This window comes from Oenococcus alcoholitolerans (assembly GCF_051852995.1).
Lineage (GTDB): Bacteria > Bacillota > Bacilli > Lactobacillales > Lactobacillaceae > Oenococcus > Oenococcus alcoholitolerans.
In genome coordinates this window covers 732282-751033 of sequence record NZ_CP176042.1, presented here as the reverse complement: position 1 = coordinate 751033, position 18752 = coordinate 732282, and the positions used below count along the sequence as shown (strand labels likewise).

Sequence of the window (18752 nt, the reverse complement as noted above, 5' to 3'; positions counted from 1 at the left end):
AAGAAATAGTGTATCTTTACTGACTGTTGATTGAATCATGATTATTAAATTAAAGAGAGTTTTATGGCAAAGAAAAGACAAAATACATACAACGAATCTGACATAAAAATTTTAGAGGGTTTAGAAGCGGTAAGAGTAAGACCTGGAATGTACATCGGTTCTACTGATTCACAAGGTCTTCACCACCTGGTTTGGGAAATAGTAGACAATGCTGTCGATGAAATATTGGCGGGTTATGGCGATATAATCAAAGTCACTATCAATAAAGATAATTCGATCACGGTAATCGATCACGGAAGAGGCATGCCGGTTGGGATGCATGCTTCCGGCAAACCTACCCCCGAAGTTATCTTGACGGTTTTACACGCTGGAGGGAAATTCGGTCAGGGCGGTTACAAAACTTCAGGCGGTTTACATGGTGTTGGTTCGTCCGTAGTGAATGCTTTATCAGAATTTTTGGTCGTAACTATAAATCGCGATGGTCATAAATACCAAGAAAGATTTGAAAATGGCGGCCATCCAGTGGGGACTTTAAAAAAATTAGGTAAAACTAATGATCCAACAGGAACGACTATAACTTTTAAACCAGATTCGAAGATTTTTTCTACGACTGTCTTTCGTTTTTCAAAAATTGCTGAAAGATTAAGGGAATCAGCCTTTCTTCTCAAGGGTGTCAAAATAATCCTTACTGATCAGCGTACCGAACCGCAAACTGTTCAAGAGTATCAATATAACGAAGGCATAAAACAATTTGTCGAATATTTGAACGAAGACAAAAATTCGATCGGCAGCATAATGTATTTTCATGGGAAAGATCAAGGGATCGAAGTCCAATTAGCTGCTCAGTACAATGACGGCTACTCTGAAACCACACTTTCATTTGTTAATAATGTACATACTCCTGATGGCGGAAGTCATGAAACCGGGTTCAGAACTGCCTGGACCAAAGCTTTTAATGATTATGCACGTAAAACGGGACTTTTAAAAGAAAAAGAAGCTAATTTTGAGGGTTCAGATGTTAGAGAAGGCCTCTCAGCAGTCATAAGCCTTTACGTTCCCGAGGATATTCTTCAATTTGAGGGACAAACCAAAGAAAAGTTAGGTACTGCTCAAGCGAGAACGGCTGTTGATAAAATCATTTCCGAACAGCTTAGCCAATTTTTAATGGAAAATGGTGATCTTGCTCAAAATCTGGTCAACAAGGCACTCCGGGCTCGGCAAGCGCGCAAAGCAGCGCGCAAAGCACGCGATGAATCTCGCGGAGGAAAAAGAAAAAAAGGCCGCGAATTATTACTTTCTGGAAAATTAACACCGGCTCAATCAAAAAATTCGGCTAAAAATGAACTTTTCTTGGTTGAAGGCGATTCTGCGGGCGGTTCTGCAAAGCAAGGCAGAGCCCGTAAATTTCAAGCTGTTTTGCCGCTCAGAGGTAAGGTCTTGAATACTGAGAAGGCTAGTTTGGATGAACTTTTAAAAAACGAAGAAATAAGTACCATGATCTATACGATCGGAGCGGGCGTCGGCAGCGATTTTGATATCAAAAGAGCTAACTATGACAAGGTAATAATCATGACTGATGCCGACGATGACGGTGCCCATATCCAGACTTTGCTGCTGACTTTTTTTTATAAATATATGCGTCCTTTGATCGAAAAAGGCAGAGTCTATATTGCATTACCACCTTTATATAAGGTATCTTCAGGCAGAAACAAGAAAAGAAATGAAAGCTTTGCTTGGACTAATGAAGAGCTCGCTGACTTGACAAAAAAACAAAAAAACGGTTATCAAATAACTCGTTATAAAGGATTGGGGGAAATGGATGCCTCGCTGCTTTGGGAAACAACGATGGATCCGGATCGCCGGACTTTGATTCGAGTTAAGATCGAAGATGCAGCATTAGCTGAAAAAAGAGTGACTGTCTTAATGGGGGACCAGGTCGCACCAAGACGTAAATGGATCGAAGAAAATGTCCAATTTTCTTTGGACGAAGCCGGATCGATCTTAGATACTGTTAACGGCAATGACGGCAGTTACCATCCAGACCTTTCAAAAGAGGAGTCTAAATAAGAAATATGGTTGAAAAAAATAGGATCCAGGAACTAAGCCTTGAAGACGTTATGGGTGAACGTTTCGGTCGTTATTCAAAATATATTATTCAAGAAAGAGCCTTGCCGGATATTCGTGATGGCCTAAAGCCGGTACAAAGAAGAATTTTATTTGCGATGAAAGAAGACGGCAATACTTTCGATCATCCTTACCGTAAATCAGCAAAGGCAGTCGGCAACGTTATGGGTAATTATCATCCTCATGGTGATTCCTCAATATATGAGGCGCTAGTTAGGATGAGCCAAAATTGGAAGATGCGTGAGCCGTTGATAGATATGAACGGTAATAATGGTTCTATCGATAATGATCCTCCAGCTGCCATGCGTTATACGGAAGCGCGGCTGTCGCCATTTTCTCAAGAATTACTTGCAGATCTAGACCAAAAAACCGTTGATATGGTTTTAAATTTTGATGATACACGCTATGAACCGACGGTTTTGCCTAGTCGTATCCCAAACCTTTTGATAAATGGTGCTTCTGGTATATCGGCAGGTTATGCCACTGAAATACCGCCGCATAATCTTGGTGAAGTCATAGACGGTTTAGTATTTTTGCTTGCTCATCCCCAAGCAGACCTTGACCAGCTGATGAAGTTCGTCAAGGGACCGGATTTCCCAACTGGTGCTATCGTCCAGGGAATAAAGGGTATCCGCGAAGCTTATCAAACAGGACGGGGAAGAATATATATTCGAGCAAAGACCGAAATTGAAGACTTAAAGGCCGGGAAAAAACAGATAAAAATAACTGAACTGCCTTATGAGGTCAACAAGGCAGCTTTGGTTTCCAGAATAGATGAAATCCGGGTCAATCACGAAGTCAATGGGATCACAGAAGTTCGTGATGATACAAGCCGCGAAGGCCTATTAGTCGTTATTGAATTAAGTAAAGATGCTGATCCGCAAGGTGTTTTGGATTTCCTTTTCAAAAAAACTTCGCTCCAGCAAGCTTATAACTTTAATATGACCGCGATCGAAAATCAGCGGCCGGTATCCGCTAGTTTGAAACAGATGCTTTCTGCTTTTATAAGATTCAGGCAAGAAGTTATCACAAGACGGACAAATTTTGAATTAGAAAAGGCTTTGTCAAGGCAGGAAATAGTTGATGGTTTAATAAAAATGATCAGTATTTTAGATCAAGTTATAATTACGATCAGATCTTCTAAAAACCGTCGAAACGCTAAAGATAATCTGATCAAAAAATTTGATTTTACCGATCATCAAGCTGAAGCGATCGTTACTTTGCAGCTTTATCGTTTGACTAACACCGATGTTGCCGCACTTCAAAAAGAGGCCAAAGAATTAGCTGATAAAATTGCTTATTACCGTTTGATTCTTTCCGATCAAAAAGAATTGAACAAAGTTTTAAAAAAAGAACTTTTAACTATCAAAAAACTTTATACCAATCCGCGCCGAAGCAAGATCGAAGATGAAATCAGTCAAATAAAAATTGATAAAACTGTTGTTATCGCTAAAGAAGAAGCTATAATTCAGGTCACAAAAAAAGGTTATTTAAAGCGAGCGTCATATCGTTCTTACAAGGCCAGCGAAGATAACGGACTTAGTAAAGATGATTATCCGGTTTTCCTAACAAAAACCAATACTTTAAAACAGTTATTCATTTTTACCAATAAAGGGCATTTGATATACAAGCCTATTCATCAAATTGCTGAAAGTCGGTGGAAAGATCTAGGGGAACACCTTTCACAGACAACGAGCGGATTGCTTGAAGATGAGTATGTGGTTTCGGTGATAATTTACGATTATCCATTATCAAATGAACAAAAAAAAGAGAGCATTTTATTAACAAGCAGCGATTCATTTATAAAACAAATTTCTGTTGAAAATATATTGCCTACAAAATATTATAAAAAACGTGTAAACACCGTTATTTCGGTTAAAGAAAATGCCGACTTGGTTTCCGCGGTGAAATTAAGCGGCAGCGAAAAAGAAATAATCATGGTTTCTCAAAGGGGATCTATCTATAAATTAGCTTTATCCGAAATACCGGCTATGGGTGCTAAATCAAGCGGATCTAAGCCAATAAGACTTTTAAGCAAAGATCGGATAATAGATATAGAAATAACAGATCCTAATAAAAGCCAGGTGCTGATGCTTTTAACCGAGAGAGGACATTATAAATTGATAGATCCTTTAGAATTGCCAATCTCTACCAGAGGGTTGCTGAAAAGAACCGAGACCGTCTTTATGTCTGGCGATATCATCGGCGGAGCCCAATTGCTTGCTCAACATACCAAAAATGAATTAAAGGCGTTTACTAATACCAGTAAGACGATTTCTTTTGTAAGCGATGCTTCAAATATTTCTGAAATCAATGGACCTTTCAAGCCAAAGGTGAAAGTTGAAAAAAATAGTATTATTGTAGGAGTGAGAAAAAATCAAGAGGTGAATTGATAAATGGCAAAAGAATTAGTTTTTGGACATCAAAATCCTGATACCGATGCAATAGCAGCAGCTTTAGCTGCATCGTATTATTTGAACAAGAAAGGACTCGACACTGAAGCAGTCGCTTTGGGTGCTCCTAATGATGAGACGAATTTTGCTTTAAAATATTTTGGAGTGAAAACTCCGAGGATCATAGACAAAGCAGATACCAAAGAAGTTGTATTAGTTGATCATAACGAGGCCGGCCAATCTGTTTCAAATATAAAAGATTTGACTGTTACGCATGTTTTTGATCACCATAAAATAGATTTCAAAACCAGTGCACCATTGTTTTATCATGCCGAAGCTTTAGGATCTACTTCGACTATCTTATATGGCTTTTTCAAAAAAGATGGTATAAAAATACCTAAAGATCTTGCGGGGATGATGCTGTCTGCATTAATATCAGATACTCTTTTGTTAAAGAGCCCAACGACCACAGATGTTGATCGCCAAGTTATCAAAGAATTAGCTGAAGATGCTGAAATATCCGATTACGATAAATATGGATTAGAGTTGCTAAAAGCCGGTACCGATCTTTCTAAAAAGTCTGAGAAGGATTTGATCGATGGTGATGCCAAAAGTTTCCAGTTTGGTAACAAGACTTATCGCATCGGCCAAGTGAATACAGTTGATATCCAAAGTGTTCTTGCTCGTAAAGACGCACTTAAAAAAGAAATCGAAACCGAAAATAAGGAAAAAGGATTTGCTGGGTTTTTGTTCGTTATTACTGATATATTGAATTCAAATTCGGTGGCTCTTTATTTCGGCGATGACCAAACTAAAATTGAATCAGCCTTTAACAGGGAATTCAAAGATGATGTGATCGATCTCCCAGGAGTCGTATCGCGGAAAAAACAAATAGTACCACCTTTAACAGAGTCTTTTAATTGAAAATTAAAATAGTTTATTTACAAATGATTTTGTTTTATGTATAATATTAAGCTGTATTGAATTGACTTTATATAAAATATTTTAGGAGTTAAAATGGCAGGTAAAGGACAAAGAGATCATGTTGTTTTGGGAAATGATCAAACTGGTGAGAGAATTTATTTAACGAGTAAAAATCGTCGTAATACCCCTGATCGTTTGGTATTAAAGAAGTATTCCCCAAAGCTTCGTAAAGTTGTTGAATTTAAGGAGGTGAAGTAATGGCAAAAAAGTCGAAGATTGAAAAAGAAAAGCGTATTGAAGCTACAGTTGCTAAATATGCCGCAAAAAGAGCTGCATTAAAAGCTGCCGGTGATTATGCTGGTCTTGCAAAGCTTCCTCGTAATGCTTCGCCGGTTCGCGCACATAATCGTGATTTAACAGATGGTCGTCCGCATGCATATATGCGTGCTTTTGGACTTAGTCGTTTGAATTTCCGTCAATTAGCTCATAAAGGTCAGATTCCTGGCGTTCGCAAAGCTAGCTGGTAATGATTTAAAACAGTCTATTCAGGCTGTTTTTTGTTTTATTAAATAATTCTGATAGAATCTTCAGTATTATGAGTAAATCTTTAATCGCTATTGTTGACGATATAGAAAGATCGTCGCGCATGTCATCAAATGACCAGAAAATAGATTATAGTCCGCGAGATATCAGCAGGGCAATTTTTGAGGCCGGCGGAATACCGATTGGTTTAAAAGTACCTGAATTTCATGATCATAGCGGCGATTCGGACATTCAAAAAATAGCTCAAAAGTTTGATGGCTTACTGGTACCCGGCGGCCCGGATGTAGATCCAAGTTTTTATGGAGAGGATCCGATTCCGGAAATAGGTGAAATATCTTACCAAAGAGATTTTTTTGAAATAAAACTGATCAAAGCTTTTTATGAACAAGGCAAGGCGATATTTGGAATTTGCCGGGGCTTGCAGTCGATCAATGTAACTTTTAGTGGGACCCTTTATCAAGATTTAAAAAAGCAGTATGAAAGTTCCTTGATCAAGCATCAACAGTACCCAACCGAAGGATCTTTCCCAACCCATGAAGTTAATATTGTTAAAAATAGCGGTCTTTCAAACATTTTGGGAAACAAAGCGTTCGTTAATTCGCGTCATCACCAGGCAGTAAAACAAGTCGGCAGTGGTTTAAGAATCGCTGCAACAGGACCAGACGGCGTTATAGAGGCTTTAGAGAGCGAGAAAACGGATCAGATAATCGCTGTCCAATGGCATCCGGAAAATTTATGGCAAAAAAATAGCAAACAATTAGAACTGTTTAAAAATTTTGTTTTAAGAACGAGTCGTAATTATTAAAAAATCCCTAAAAAGGGATTTTTTTGATTTTAACTAAGAAAGGGGATCCCAAGCTGCCAGCTGGATCGGTTTTTCATCAAGAATTTTCAGCAGTTTCTTATCTATAAATTTTTTATGAACAACAACTTCATATACAAAATCGTTAAACCAGCTATTACTCATCACGAAATAGCCATTTTGGCCAAATTTTTCACCCCAGCTGTTTTCAACTTTCCATTTGATAATATGATCATCAATTTTATCAAAACCAGTCAAAGTCATCGCATGCGAAACTTGTGCTTCACCAGTCAACAATCGATCAGCCTTGGTCATTTTGCTATCAATATCAAACAATTGGTCAGTATCGTAAAGCTTAGTGTCTAAAATACCGCTGGTACGATCCATTTCTTTTAATACATCGTTGCCAAACCAAACTCCTTCATTTGATATAAGCTGTCTTTCTGCAGAAGATTTAAGATTTTCTATATCAGTGTTCAAAAATTCGATATTTCTTCCGCCGATGATGTTATCTTCTGAAGGTAAAGAATAGAGCTTTCCGAAATCTTTATCAGGAGAGTTTGTTAAAACGACGTAATCATCAAAATCAGTGCTAAAAAATTTTTCATAAAATTTTTTTGCAGTTAGATTTTTTTCAATATGATAATTTCCATCATCGTCGCGATATTCAAAATCAAATATCAATGGCGGTTCTCCTAAAGCATATGATGCGATCCTATAAACCTTTTGCAGATAATCGTCTTCTATGCCTTGTATTTTTATTTCAGAAAAATTATTTTGGACAGCTTGACGTATTTCTAAACCAGCTTTTCTCAGAACACGATTCAAAACATCTATCAAAGCACTGGTGTTGTTGCTGTTGAAACTTTCCGGCATCATCTCAGCCGGGATCAAACCATATTTTTCAACTAGTGATGCAGCCATTGCCCATTGTCCGCCATCTTCACCAGGTCCGGAAAAATAAAATCGAACTTCACGATCGTCGATCGGTTTATTTGCAGTTTGCTCAATATTTTTAAAGAAGATATTCGCTCTTTCTAATTTATCCCAGAAAAAGAGATAGTTTTGTGATAATTCAAAATCCTTAACTTTATATTTCTGCGCAAATTCGTGTCGAAGTGTATTAAGAAGCGAGAATTCCCAACAACGGCCGCTTCTTTTTTGATTTGTAACTTTCCCAGTTTTTATTTCAAAAGAAAAATTTCTGTTGAGACGAGCCTGGGAATTATTATCAAAGCTGGCATTCAAAATTCCGTTTTTCGTTATTGCTCTGGTTATCAAATCGTTATTTTTATTTTCGGAAAATTTTTGATGTAATTGCTTTATTTTTTCAATACTGATTTCTTTTGCCATCTATTATTTATTGTCCTTAATTAAAATTATATAATTTAATCAATTTTATTCTTTTCTAAATTTTTTTCAATTTGAGCCGTACATTTATTGACAGACTGATCAGTTAAAGCAAAAATTAAAAAGATGGAAAAAGACAGAGAAATTTCAAATCCAACTATGATCATAGGGATCACCGGTGGTTCTGGTTCGGGAAAAACCTCAATAGCAAAAATAATTTATGAACGGTTAAAAAGAGAATCTGTAACTATAATTCCTCAAGATGCTTTTTATAAGGATCAATCAGATCTAACGATGGAACAAAGAAAAGCTGTTAATTATGATCATCCTGATGCTTTTGATACGGAACTTTTTTACAAGGACCTGCTTATGATCAAAAGCGGCAAGGGGATAAATTTGCCGATTTATGATTATGCCAGTTATACCAGATCGAGTGAGAGCAAGTACATAAAACCTTCTCGTGTGGTGATCGTTGAAGGAGTTTTATTGTTTGTTGATAAACGCATAAGAGATCTCCTAGATATTAAAATTTTCGTTGATACCGATGATGATATTCGTCTGATAAGAAGATTAAGAAGAGATATCTCTGAAAGAAAAAGGACTACCGACTCGATCATTCAGCAATATCTTAAAACTGTGCGGCCGATGTATCACCAATTCGTTGAACCAACGAAACGATATGCCGACATTATAATTCCAGAAGGAAAAAATAATTTAGTGGGTATAAATATTTTAATAAATCAAATAAAAACTATTTTGGCATAAAAAGTAAAAAAGTTATTCAAATGTAACATCTGTTTAAAAAAACACAAAAAATAAATCGTTAAAATTAAAATTGTTATTTTTTTAATTTAATGACTTATGGGGAAGGGAATAGTAAATGAACCGATCAGGTAATCTTTTTAACAAAAGTACCGTTGTAAGAAAAAAGATGTATAAATCTGGAAAGAGTTGGGTCGTTGCGGCAAGTATCTTTAGTGCAATGACTTTTTTTCCTGGTTCTTTGATCGCTAATGCCGATCAATCTACAAATAATACTAACGCAGTACAAACGGATGAAAATCAAAAAAATGATCAATCTGTTTTAGATAGCACAAAATTATCAAACGCTGATCAATCTAATGGAAATCCATCAACTACTGATAATAAAGATTCGATAAATAAACAAAATCAACAAAAACAAGATAAAGGTCCGCAAACAAATAATGATCAAGTAGAACAACAATCAGGCGGTTCTAAAAAAGACAATAATAATAATTCGACATCCAACCCTGATATTGACAATAAAACAACTGTTGTAAAAGAAGCAGCTAAGACAGACCAGACCGCCAGCATTGACGATCAAAATGATCCTTTTAAAAATATTTTAGACGGCAATTGGAAAATAGATCAAAATAAAATATTTTATCAACGGCAAGATGGCAGCCTGCTCAAGGGCCTTCATACTGTGCGGGGGAATTTACAATATTTCGATCCTTCTTCTGGACAACAAATAAAGGGACAATTCGAAGAAGTCAATAATGTAAAATATTATTTTGATAATAATACAGGCAACGCTGTCAGCTATGCTCAAGTTGATAGCAACGGTACTGTCAGCGGCTTTGATTCAAAGGGTCAGCAGCAATTAAAAAACGTTTTTGCGACTGATCCAGTAACTAAAAAAACCTATTATTTTAACGCCAGCGGACAATCTTCTGCCTATGTACAAAACAGTATTTCTTTTGGCAAACAAGTGATAATAGGGTTTGATGCTTTCGGAAACGTTTTAAAAAGCGGATTTGCCGATGATCAACAGGGCAATACCTACTACTTCGATGCAAACGGAAATAGTGTGACTGGTTTTCAAACTATTGATAAAAATAATTATTTCTTCGATCCGACAGGACATTTGAAGAAAAATTACTCAGTTTCTATTAACGGTCAATGGTACTATTTTAATGGTCAAACCGGTATTGGCAAAAGTTCGATCCAATATCAAGTTGAAAGCGGCCTGACTAACCAAGTTGATAATTTTAACAAACATAATCAGGCCAAAAATTATACGACACAAAATTTTGAAAATGTTAATGGATTTTTAACCGCTGACTCTTGGTATAAACCAAAAGATATATATCAAAATGGCAAAGAATGGGTTGCAAACGATACCGACCAATTAAGGCCGATCCTGATGGCATGGTGGCCGAACAAGAAAGTACAAGTCGATTACCTTAACTTTATGCAAAAGCAAGGTCTTTATGGTTCTCAACGCACTTTCAGCGGGCAAGACTCTCAAGACTCATTGAATAAAGCAGCTGAACAAGTTCAAATTGCAATCGAATCAAGAACCAGCGAAGTTAAGGACATGCAATGGTTACGGACTTTGATCTCTGCCTTTATAAAAACTGAACCAGGTTGGAACAGTTCTAGCGAAAATATTGATTACAGCGGTACTCAATTTCAAGGCGGTTTTCTTGCCTATGAAAATAATGCCGAATCAACACCTTGGGCCGATTCATCTTATAGAAAACTAAATTTAGCACCGTTCGATTGGCAAGGAAATAATTCGTATAGCGGATCTGAATTCTTATTAGCAAATGATGTTGATAATTCAAATCCGATCGTTCAAGCAGAGCAGCTTAATTGGCTTCATTATTTGATGAATTTCGGCAGTATCGTTAAAAACGATCCTCAGGCAAACTTTGATGGGATACGAATTGATGCGGTCGATAATGTTGATGCAGATCTTTTAAAAATTGCTTCAGATTATTTTAAAGACGCTTACGATACCGATAAATCAGAAGCAAATGCTAATAAACATATTTCTATATTGGAAGACTGGTCAGGTGCAGATCCAAAGGTTATCAGCGACCTAGGCAATCCCCAACTAACAATGGACAATGGTTTGCATTCCGATTTATTGTCGTCTCTAACTAAACCCGATGATAACGGGCAAAGAAGTTCATTAGACACTCTCATTAAAAGCCTGGTCGATAGAAGCAACGATTTTCAGGAAAATAATGTTATACCAAATTATAGTTTCGTCAGGGCCCACGACAGCGAAGTTCAAGCTATGTTGGGACAAATAATCACCGACACGACAGGTGCACCATCAGGCAATAGTTTTACTTGGGAACAATTAAACGAAGCCTTGAAGGTTTATTATGCCGATTATGCTTCTACAGACAAAAAATATACTCATTATAATATTCCGAGTGCTTACGCTATTTTACTGACAGATAAAAACGTTGTTCCGAGAGTTTATTATGGTGATATTTTCACAGATGGCGGACAATATATGTCCCAAAAATCAATAAATTATGATGCGATAACTGCTCTTTTAAAAGCTAGGGTCAAGTATGTTTCTGGCGGGCAAAGAATGTCAGTCGACAAAAATGGAATACTGACAAGCGTACGCTATGGAAAAGACGGATCAAACAAAAATGAAGGTATCGGTTTGATCGTTAGCAATAATCCTAATTTACGGCTTAATAATAATGATAAAGTCGTTTTGAGCATGGGCAAAGAACATGCCAATCAACAATATCGTGCGTTGCTTTTAACAAAAGAATATCAAGAAGGCGATAAAGACAATGGTATTGAAGTTTTTCAAGATGACAATAATGCACCAACGGTTCGTACCGACAGCAATGGTGATTTGATTTTTACATCATCGCTTATAAATGGACAAAAATATACCAATATCGAAGGTTATTCCAGTCCGCTAGTTTCTGGTTATTTAGCAGCATGGGTCCCTGTCGGCGCCGCGGATGACCAAGATGTGCGGACAGCATCTAAAGATGTAAAATCGCCAAATAATTCTGTATTTGATTCTAATGATTCTTTGGATTCCAATGTTATTTACGAAGGATTTTCTAATTTTCAATCAATGCCGACTGATCCAAGCGAGTATACGAATTCTTTAATTGCCAAAAATGTTGATTTGTTTAAATCTTGGGGAATAACTAGTTTTGAATTAGCTCCGCAGTATCGATCAAGTTCAGACAAAACTTTTCTCGATTCAGTAATTGATAACGGCTACGCATTTACCGACAGATATGATTTAGGATTTGGCACACCAACGAAATACGGGACAGTTGATGATTTGGCAGATGCTATAAAGGCTTTACACTCTAAGGGAATTCAGGCTATTGCAGATTGGGTGCCTGATCAAATATATAATCTTCCAGGGAAAGAAGCTGTTACTGTTTCTAGAGTAGATGAAAAAGGTAATGTTTTTCCGAACGCTGAAATCAAAAATGATGTTTATATAGCTAATACGATCGGCGGGGGAGACTATCAAAAGAAATATGGCGGAGCCTTCTTAGACCAGTTAAAAAATGATCCAAAATTCTCTAATCTTTTTAGTGAAAAACAAATTTCAACCGGCCAACCGATTGATCCAAGCCAAAAAATCACAGAATGGTCTGCTAAATTTTTTAATGGGACTAATGTTTTAGGCCGCGGATCTGATTATGTTCTTAAAGACGAATCCAGCGGAAACTATTTTAAAGTTAGTTCGACCAATGAAATATTCTTGCCTTTGCAATTAATTGGCAAGGACTCTAAAACTGGTTTTTATAGTGACGATCAAGGTAATATTTCTTTTTATTCAACTAGCGGATATAAGGCAAAAAATACATTTATACAGGACGGATTAGGGGACTGGTACTATTTTGACGCTTCGGGCAACATGCAAAAAGGTACTGTTGACGGAATGAGCGGATTGATGTCATTAAATATATCTTCCAATGATTCTGATCAAAATAATAATAATGAAAATAGCCAATATTTCGTTTTGCCAAATGGAGCTTTCGAAAAAGATGGTTTTGCACAAGATATAGATGGCAACGACTATTACTTTGATAAAACTGGAAAAATGTTGAAGAATACCTATCTGGCTGACAGCAAACAGTCTGATGTATTTTATTATTTAGATAGTCAAGGAAAAATGGCTAGAGGATTGATGAATATAAACGGCCATATGCAATTCTTTTTGAATGACGGCAGCCAATTAAAGGATGCTTACGTTTACGATATTCATACTCAAACTCTTTATAAATTAAGTAAAGATGATGGCAATGCCACTGATATTACCAAAGTAAAAGATCCTAGTGAAATAACAGCTAAATATCTTACTTTCGACTCATCCAAACAGTATAAGGGTGATTATGCAAAAATAATTTACTCTATTGAACCAAATATAAAAAAGGCCTTTATTAATGAAAAAGGGCGTAACGATGGTGTATTTACTGATGGCCCTGCACTTTCATCAGAAAGCACTTTACAATTTGATCCAAAAGCTGCAAGTTCCTATAACGGTAGTGAAGTTAATGTCATTCAATTTTCAATAACTCAGAGGTCCAACGGAACTTTTTATACTTATGCTAAAGTTCAGCTGGCGAATAACGCTGACAAAATTTTTTGGATAGACACTCGTGCGCTAAGTACAAATAAAAATCAGCAAAATGATTATGCAAGTATAATTTCTTATGATCTTCACTCTTACCAAGGATTTATAAATAATCGTGATGATGGAATTTACGAATATGGTCCAGCTTTGACAAATTATGATAGTTTGACAGAAAATTATCGAACCAGCTCTAAAAATTCACCAATCAGTGCCGGCCAAGCGGTTACAGTTCTTGAATCATTAACTACAAAAAGATCAAATGGAAAAAATTATAACTACTCAAAAATAAAAGTAGGTAATAAAATTTTTTGGATCGATCAGCGAGCTATCGATCCAATGGCTGATATTCAAAGTACGCAAGCTGTCAATGATCAGTATGCCTATATTGATGCCCATACTCGTAATGATGGAATATTTACCAGCGGTCCAGCTCTGACGAGCCTTGATACTCAAAAACCAGCGGCTTATTCTGCTGACAGCAAAGCAAACTATGATGGTAAATTAGTTCAAATATTAGAATTGTCAACTACCAAACGTTCAAATGGGAAAGTATATGTTTACGCAAAGGTACAAGCTAGTTTAGATAACAATGATGTTTTTTGGATAGATTACCGCGCTGTTAATCTCCAAAAACATCATTTGGTTGCTGACTATTCAACTAGCGAAGGTTCAGGATCAGCAATCATACAAACAAACGGCCGTGCTGATCTGATCTATAAAAATGGTCCAGCTCTGACCAGCTCAAATACTATTTTCTCAGATGGAAAAGCTGCTGACTTGAATGGTCATCAAGTCAAGATTCTTAAAGTAGCAACAACGACACGCGACGATGGCAAAGCTTATACTTACTATTATTTGCAAGATGGCAATGATAATTATTGGTTGGACCGCAGGTCTGTCAGCATAATTGACGAAATAATTAAAAAAGACACCGATATCGTTAATAACTATAATCAATTTGCGATCATTAATGGTATGCGCCATGACGGTATCTATCAATACGGACCAGCTTTAACTAGCGAAAATACGCAGACCAAAAATTCCAAAGTTGATTCTTTTGATTATAGAGGAGCGCTTGTTAAGATAATTGAGGTCGATTCAACTAGAAGAGCTTCTAATCAAAATGTTTATCAATATGCACATGTACAGTTAGTAGATACAAGTAACAACAGTAATAAAAATATTTTGCGCGATTTCTGGATAGACCTTAGATCACTGATTTACGATAAGATCAGTGATGCACCAAAATCTAATTTAGGGAACTTTGAAATAGATCAATCTAATAGATCCGATAAAATTTACAGTGATCTGCCTTATACCAGCGAGCAATCATTCAATTCAATTGGAGACGGAAAATCTTTTAACGGAAAAAAAGTTGACCTGCTTCAACAAGTTTCTGTTAAGCGTCTTCCTGATTCAAATCTTAATTACGTTTATTCACTTGTTGAATTAAAAGACGGAACTAATAGACAGTTTTGGATCGATGATCGGGCCTTGAAACAGTTATGATATATTAAATTATGATAGATTTATAAAACCACCAGTCAGATAATAGAACTGGTGGTTTTTCTTTATGAAAAGGCCATTTAAGGGTTATGTATAATTATAATAACTTTACAACATACTAACTAAAAAGCCCCCTGAAAATGATCATATTCATGTCTTTTTGTTATTTATGAAATTTTAAAAAAATTTGTAATTTATAAATTTATTTTTCGATTTTTCAAAAAAAAATATTAAAAAATTTAAAATAACATTTTCTTTAAAGAAAATTCATGTATGGTTTAGAATTACATTGGTTAAAGAGAATTCGGAGAATTTTAATGCAGAAAAATAGATATATTGAACTAAATACGAATCGTTTGAAAAGATTGCCGAATTTTGCATCAGATTATTATTTATCAAAACAAGCTTTGAATTTTTCTGAAGCTACTTTATATCAGTATCTAGAAATTTTAGAGATGTTTTTGAATTGGACTATAGAATCCGGTATTTCAAAAGCTGATAAGCCTAAGGAAGTTAAATTATCAGAATTAGAAAAATTAACGACCAAAGACATTGAAGTTTATATGACACAATTGCGGCATAGTCCGAAAAAAACTGCACATGGATTTATCGCTGACGGAAACCAGTCAGTTTCTAATAAGACGGTCGTTGATAGAATCGTTTCACTAAAGGCTATTTTTAGGTATCTAAATGAAGAAAATAATTCCGATAGCGGTCTTCCCTATCTTAAAAATACTGCATTAACAAGGGTCAGACTGCCAAAACAAAAAAGCGAAACATTAAATTATCGTGCTGATCAGTTAAGAAAAAGAATGTTTCTCGGCAAAGAAAAAGGCCAATTTATCGATTGGCTCAAAGATGAATATCCAAAAAAATTAACTCCGCAGCAACTAGCTTTTTTTAATAAAAATAAAGAACGAGATCTAGCGATAATATCATTGCTGATGGCTTCAGGTATTCGTGTTTCTGAACTTACCAATGCTAATGTCGGCGATTGCAATCTCAATGGCCACGAAATACAAGTGATCCGTAAAGGAAATTACAAGGACATTGCCAGTATTGCTCCTTGGGCTATCCCCTATCTCCAGGATTATTTAAAAATAAGGGAAAAACGATATACTCCTGATTCAAATAATAAAGCACTTTTTCTCTCTAATAGTAGAAATAAAACAATGCGCATCACTACTATATCCGTTGATAGGTTAGTAAAAAAGTATTCAACAGCTTTTGGCCGGCCAACTACACCGCACAAATTTCGTCATAGTTTAGCAACCGAACTGATCCAAAAAACGGGCAGCGAGACACTCGTTGCTTCTATATTAGGACAAACCACTACTAGCGCAACTAGACTGTATACGCATATAACAGCCAATGAAAGAAAAAATATTATGGAAAGCATGCAATAAAAATATTTTAGCTATCAAAATGATATGATTATAATATCAAAGACAATTATTCGGAGAGAAAATGGTCAATAAAAAATCCGGTAAAATAGCTTTAAGGATAGAACCGGAGCTACATGAAAAAATTAGTGAATTAGCAAAATCGGATAACCGCAGCTTGAATTCTTATATCGCTAAAGTTTTAGAGGAAAAAGTGGAAAGCAGTTCTTTTGAAAATCGTCAGTTCGTCGGTACTAGTGTCGATGCATCGAAAATAGATGAAAAAAACGGGCTCGTTGACGTGTCTGGCATTTATTACCGATACATCATAGCCGGAGATGAAAAGATCGAAAAAAGGGCAAAATACGTTATTCTTTCGGCTAACGGCAACCTGCTTACTTTAAGTCGATTAAAAGAAAAGTGATTTTTGAGAGGAAAATATAAAAATGGTTTTATTTTTTAAAATAGTTCCGCAAAATAACATGGGGCTAGTTGAGACTTTAGGGAAATACAGAAAAAGTGTACCATCGGGATTGCATTTTTACATGCCTTTGGTCCAGAGTATAAAAAGAGTCAATCTAGCTATGAATCCTTTAAAATTACCGAATTATTCTGTTATAACCAAGGATAATGCTGATGTTTCGGCAAGTGTGACACTTAATTATCACGTTACCGACGCGGTCAAATACCAATATGAAAATACAGACTCGGTCGAATCGATGGCACAGCTGGTTCGCGGCCATTTGAGAGATATTATCGGCCGTCTAGATTTGAACCAGGCCCTAGGTGCAACAGCACAAATAAATCAAGAGCTGGCTAAAGCGATCGGAGATTTAACCAATACTTACGGTATAAATGTTGACAGGATAAACATCGATGAATTGACACCTTCTAAAGCGATCCAAGAAGCAATGGACAAACAGTTAACAGCCGATAGAGAAAGAGTTGCAACGATCGCTCAAGCTGAAGGTGAAGCTAAATCTATCGAATTGACGACAAAAGCAAAAAATGATGCGCTGATGGCCACCGCAAGAGCTCAAGCCGATGCAACAAAAACTCGGGCCGACGCAGAAAAGTATCGGATCGACACGATCCAAACCGGCCTTAAAGAAGCTGATGATAAATATTTTCAAAATCAAAGCATCAATGCCTTTTCTGATTTAGCTAAATCAGATACCAATACAATAGTTATTTCCAGTGATAAAGTAGCTAGTCTTGGTCAAATACCGGTCATCGGCAAACTTCTGCAAAGTGGCGATAACCATTAAAAATGAAAAATAAGACCTAAAAACAAGGCTATCGTCTGAAATAAAGAACTTATAATGAGATTTTTAACAGCCAGTTGAAAGGTCTCTTTTTTTACCTGTTTTTTGTTAAATTTAATGACATTTTTCCAAACTATCGGAATCGAAAGCAAAGACAATAATGATAAAAATGGCAAAGCAGATAAAGCAACTGCGATTATCAGACACAAATAACCAAGAATATAAAAACTGTCAAAAGCTATCAGTGCTTTTTTAGTGCCGATATAATAAACGACTGTCCTTCTTTTTAATTGCAGATCTTCTTTTTGGTCACAAATATTATTAGCTAATAACAAGGCAGAAATAGCAAAGGTACTGAGTCCGGCTGCAAGAAAAGACTGCCATAAGACTTGAACGCTCATCAGCCCTTTATTAGCTAAATTCAAAAAAACTGTTATAAAAAAAATCATAAAGCCCATCGTGAATCCAGAAAAAAATTCACCGATCGGCAGAGCTGATATTGGTGTTTTGCCTGCCGCGTAAAAATAACCGACCGCAAAACAAAACAGGCCCATTACCAAAAGCAGCCAGCTGCTTCTAAAAACTAAAAAAATTCCTAAAAGTGCACTAATGGCAATAAAAGAAAACAAAAGCCGGCCGATCATGTGGATATTAAGTTTATTAACACCTATCACATTCGTTTTCAGTCGAAACTGTTCCGCTTTATTCCTTTTTGCGCGATGGAAATCTTGATAGTTATCATTGATATCGACCGACATATTAAAAATAAACATTGCCGCAAAAAAAATCAGCATGTTCAGTGGATCTATACTATTCCAGCCAAAATGATAAGCAGTAAAAAACAAGCCGAGCAAAAAAGGAAAGACACTGGCAGCTTTTGCTTTAAATTCTATTAACTCCAAAAAAACACTTAAATTCATACGATTATACATTTTTATACCATTTTTCATTATTTAAAAATAACACTTTCTTAATTATAGTTTATTTTTCTACTAACTATTAGACAGTTTTTTTCCAGTCAGGTAATATTAAAGCAGGACCTTTCAAATCTATTTGTATTTTAATTATGAGATG

The 18752-nt window shown here is 36.0% G+C and carries 13 protein-coding genes; 11 read left to right on the top strand and 2 right to left on the bottom strand.

Annotated elements, in window-relative coordinates:
• Positions 1 to 63 precede the first annotated feature (63 nt).
• The 6 genes from parE to ACKP2L_RS04265 all read left to right on the top strand — a co-directional run bounded on the left by parE (position 64) and on the right by ACKP2L_RS04265 (position 6789).
• The gene (parE, locus tag ACKP2L_RS04290) at positions 64 to 2067 is read left to right on the top strand and encodes a DNA topoisomerase IV subunit B (protein WP_439426124.1); all 2004 of its coding nucleotides are present in this window, start codon (positions 64 to 66) and stop codon (positions 2065 to 2067) included.
• A 5-nt stretch (positions 2068 to 2072) separates the two neighbouring features.
• Positions 2073 to 4517: a DNA topoisomerase IV subunit A gene (gene parC, locus ACKP2L_RS04285; protein ID WP_439426123.1), complete on the top strand. Its 2445-nt coding sequence runs from the start codon at positions 2073 to 2075 to the stop codon at positions 4515 to 4517.
• Between the two features lie 3 nt (positions 4518 to 4520).
• A complete protein-coding gene (locus tag ACKP2L_RS04280; RefSeq protein ID WP_439426122.1) occupies positions 4521 to 5441 on the top strand; it encodes a manganese-dependent inorganic pyrophosphatase in 921 nt (306 codons plus the stop codon).
• Between the two features lie 93 nt (positions 5442 to 5534).
• Entirely contained in the window at positions 5535 to 5699 is a 165-nt protein-coding gene (rpmG, locus tag ACKP2L_RS04275; RefSeq protein WP_439426121.1) for a 50S ribosomal protein L33, read from the top strand.
• Complete coding sequence (rpsN, locus tag ACKP2L_RS04270; RefSeq protein WP_439426120.1) at positions 5699 to 5968, top strand: 30S ribosomal protein S14; 270 nt, start codon at positions 5699 to 5701, stop codon at positions 5966 to 5968. The genes rpmG and rpsN overlap by 1 nt, the downstream gene beginning before the upstream one ends.
• A 68-nt stretch (positions 5969 to 6036) precedes the next feature.
• Positions 6037 to 6789 carry a gamma-glutamyl-gamma-aminobutyrate hydrolase family protein gene (locus ACKP2L_RS04265; protein ID WP_439426119.1) on the top strand — a complete coding sequence of 251 codons (753 nt, stop codon included), beginning with the start codon at positions 6037 to 6039 and terminating at the stop codon, positions 6787 to 6789.
• 33 nt (positions 6790 to 6822) lie between these two features.
• Here the strand turns inward: ACKP2L_RS04265 and ACKP2L_RS04260 are convergent, their stop codons facing one another.
• Positions 6823 to 8139 carry a C1 family peptidase gene (locus ACKP2L_RS04260; RefSeq protein ID WP_439426118.1) on the bottom strand — a complete coding sequence of 439 codons (1317 nt, stop codon included), beginning with the start codon at positions 8137 to 8139 and terminating at the stop codon, positions 6823 to 6825.
• Positions 8140 to 8262: 123 nt separating this feature from the next.
• Here ACKP2L_RS04260 and udk point away from each other — a divergent pair, with 123 nt between their 5' ends.
• The 5 genes from udk (at position 8263) to ACKP2L_RS04235 (ending at position 17681) form a co-directional block, all read left to right on the top strand.
• Positions 8263 to 8901 (top strand): uridine kinase, encoded by a 639-nt coding sequence (gene udk / locus ACKP2L_RS04255; RefSeq protein ID WP_439426117.1) that lies wholly within the window; start codon positions 8263 to 8265, stop codon positions 8899 to 8901.
• A 115-nt stretch (positions 8902 to 9016) separates the two neighbouring features.
• Positions 9017 to 15034 (top strand): glycoside hydrolase family 70 protein, encoded by a 6018-nt coding sequence (locus ACKP2L_RS04250; RefSeq protein WP_439426116.1) that lies wholly within the window; start codon positions 9017 to 9019, stop codon positions 15032 to 15034.
• Positions 15035 to 15348: 314 nt separating this feature from the next.
• The gene (gene xerS / locus ACKP2L_RS04245; RefSeq protein ID WP_439426115.1) at positions 15349 to 16437 is read left to right on the top strand and encodes a tyrosine recombinase XerS; all 1089 of its coding nucleotides are present in this window, start codon (positions 15349 to 15351) and stop codon (positions 16435 to 16437) included.
• A 61-nt stretch (positions 16438 to 16498) separates the two neighbouring features.
• Entirely contained in the window at positions 16499 to 16837 is a 339-nt protein-coding gene (locus ACKP2L_RS04240) for a toxin-antitoxin system HicB family antitoxin (protein WP_439426114.1), read from the top strand.
• Between the two features lie 22 nt (positions 16838 to 16859).
• Complete coding sequence (locus ACKP2L_RS04235; protein WP_439426113.1) at positions 16860 to 17681, top strand: SPFH domain-containing protein; 822 nt, start codon at positions 16860 to 16862, stop codon at positions 17679 to 17681.
• On the opposite strand, the gene ACKP2L_RS04230 is transcribed toward ACKP2L_RS04235, so the two are convergent.
• Positions 17678 to 18598: a 1,4-dihydroxy-2-naphthoate polyprenyltransferase gene (locus ACKP2L_RS04230; RefSeq protein WP_439426112.1), complete on the bottom strand. Its 921-nt coding sequence runs from the start codon at positions 18596 to 18598 to the stop codon at positions 17678 to 17680. The genes ACKP2L_RS04235 and ACKP2L_RS04230 overlap by 4 nt on opposite strands.
• Positions 18599 to 18752 lie beyond the last annotated feature (154 nt).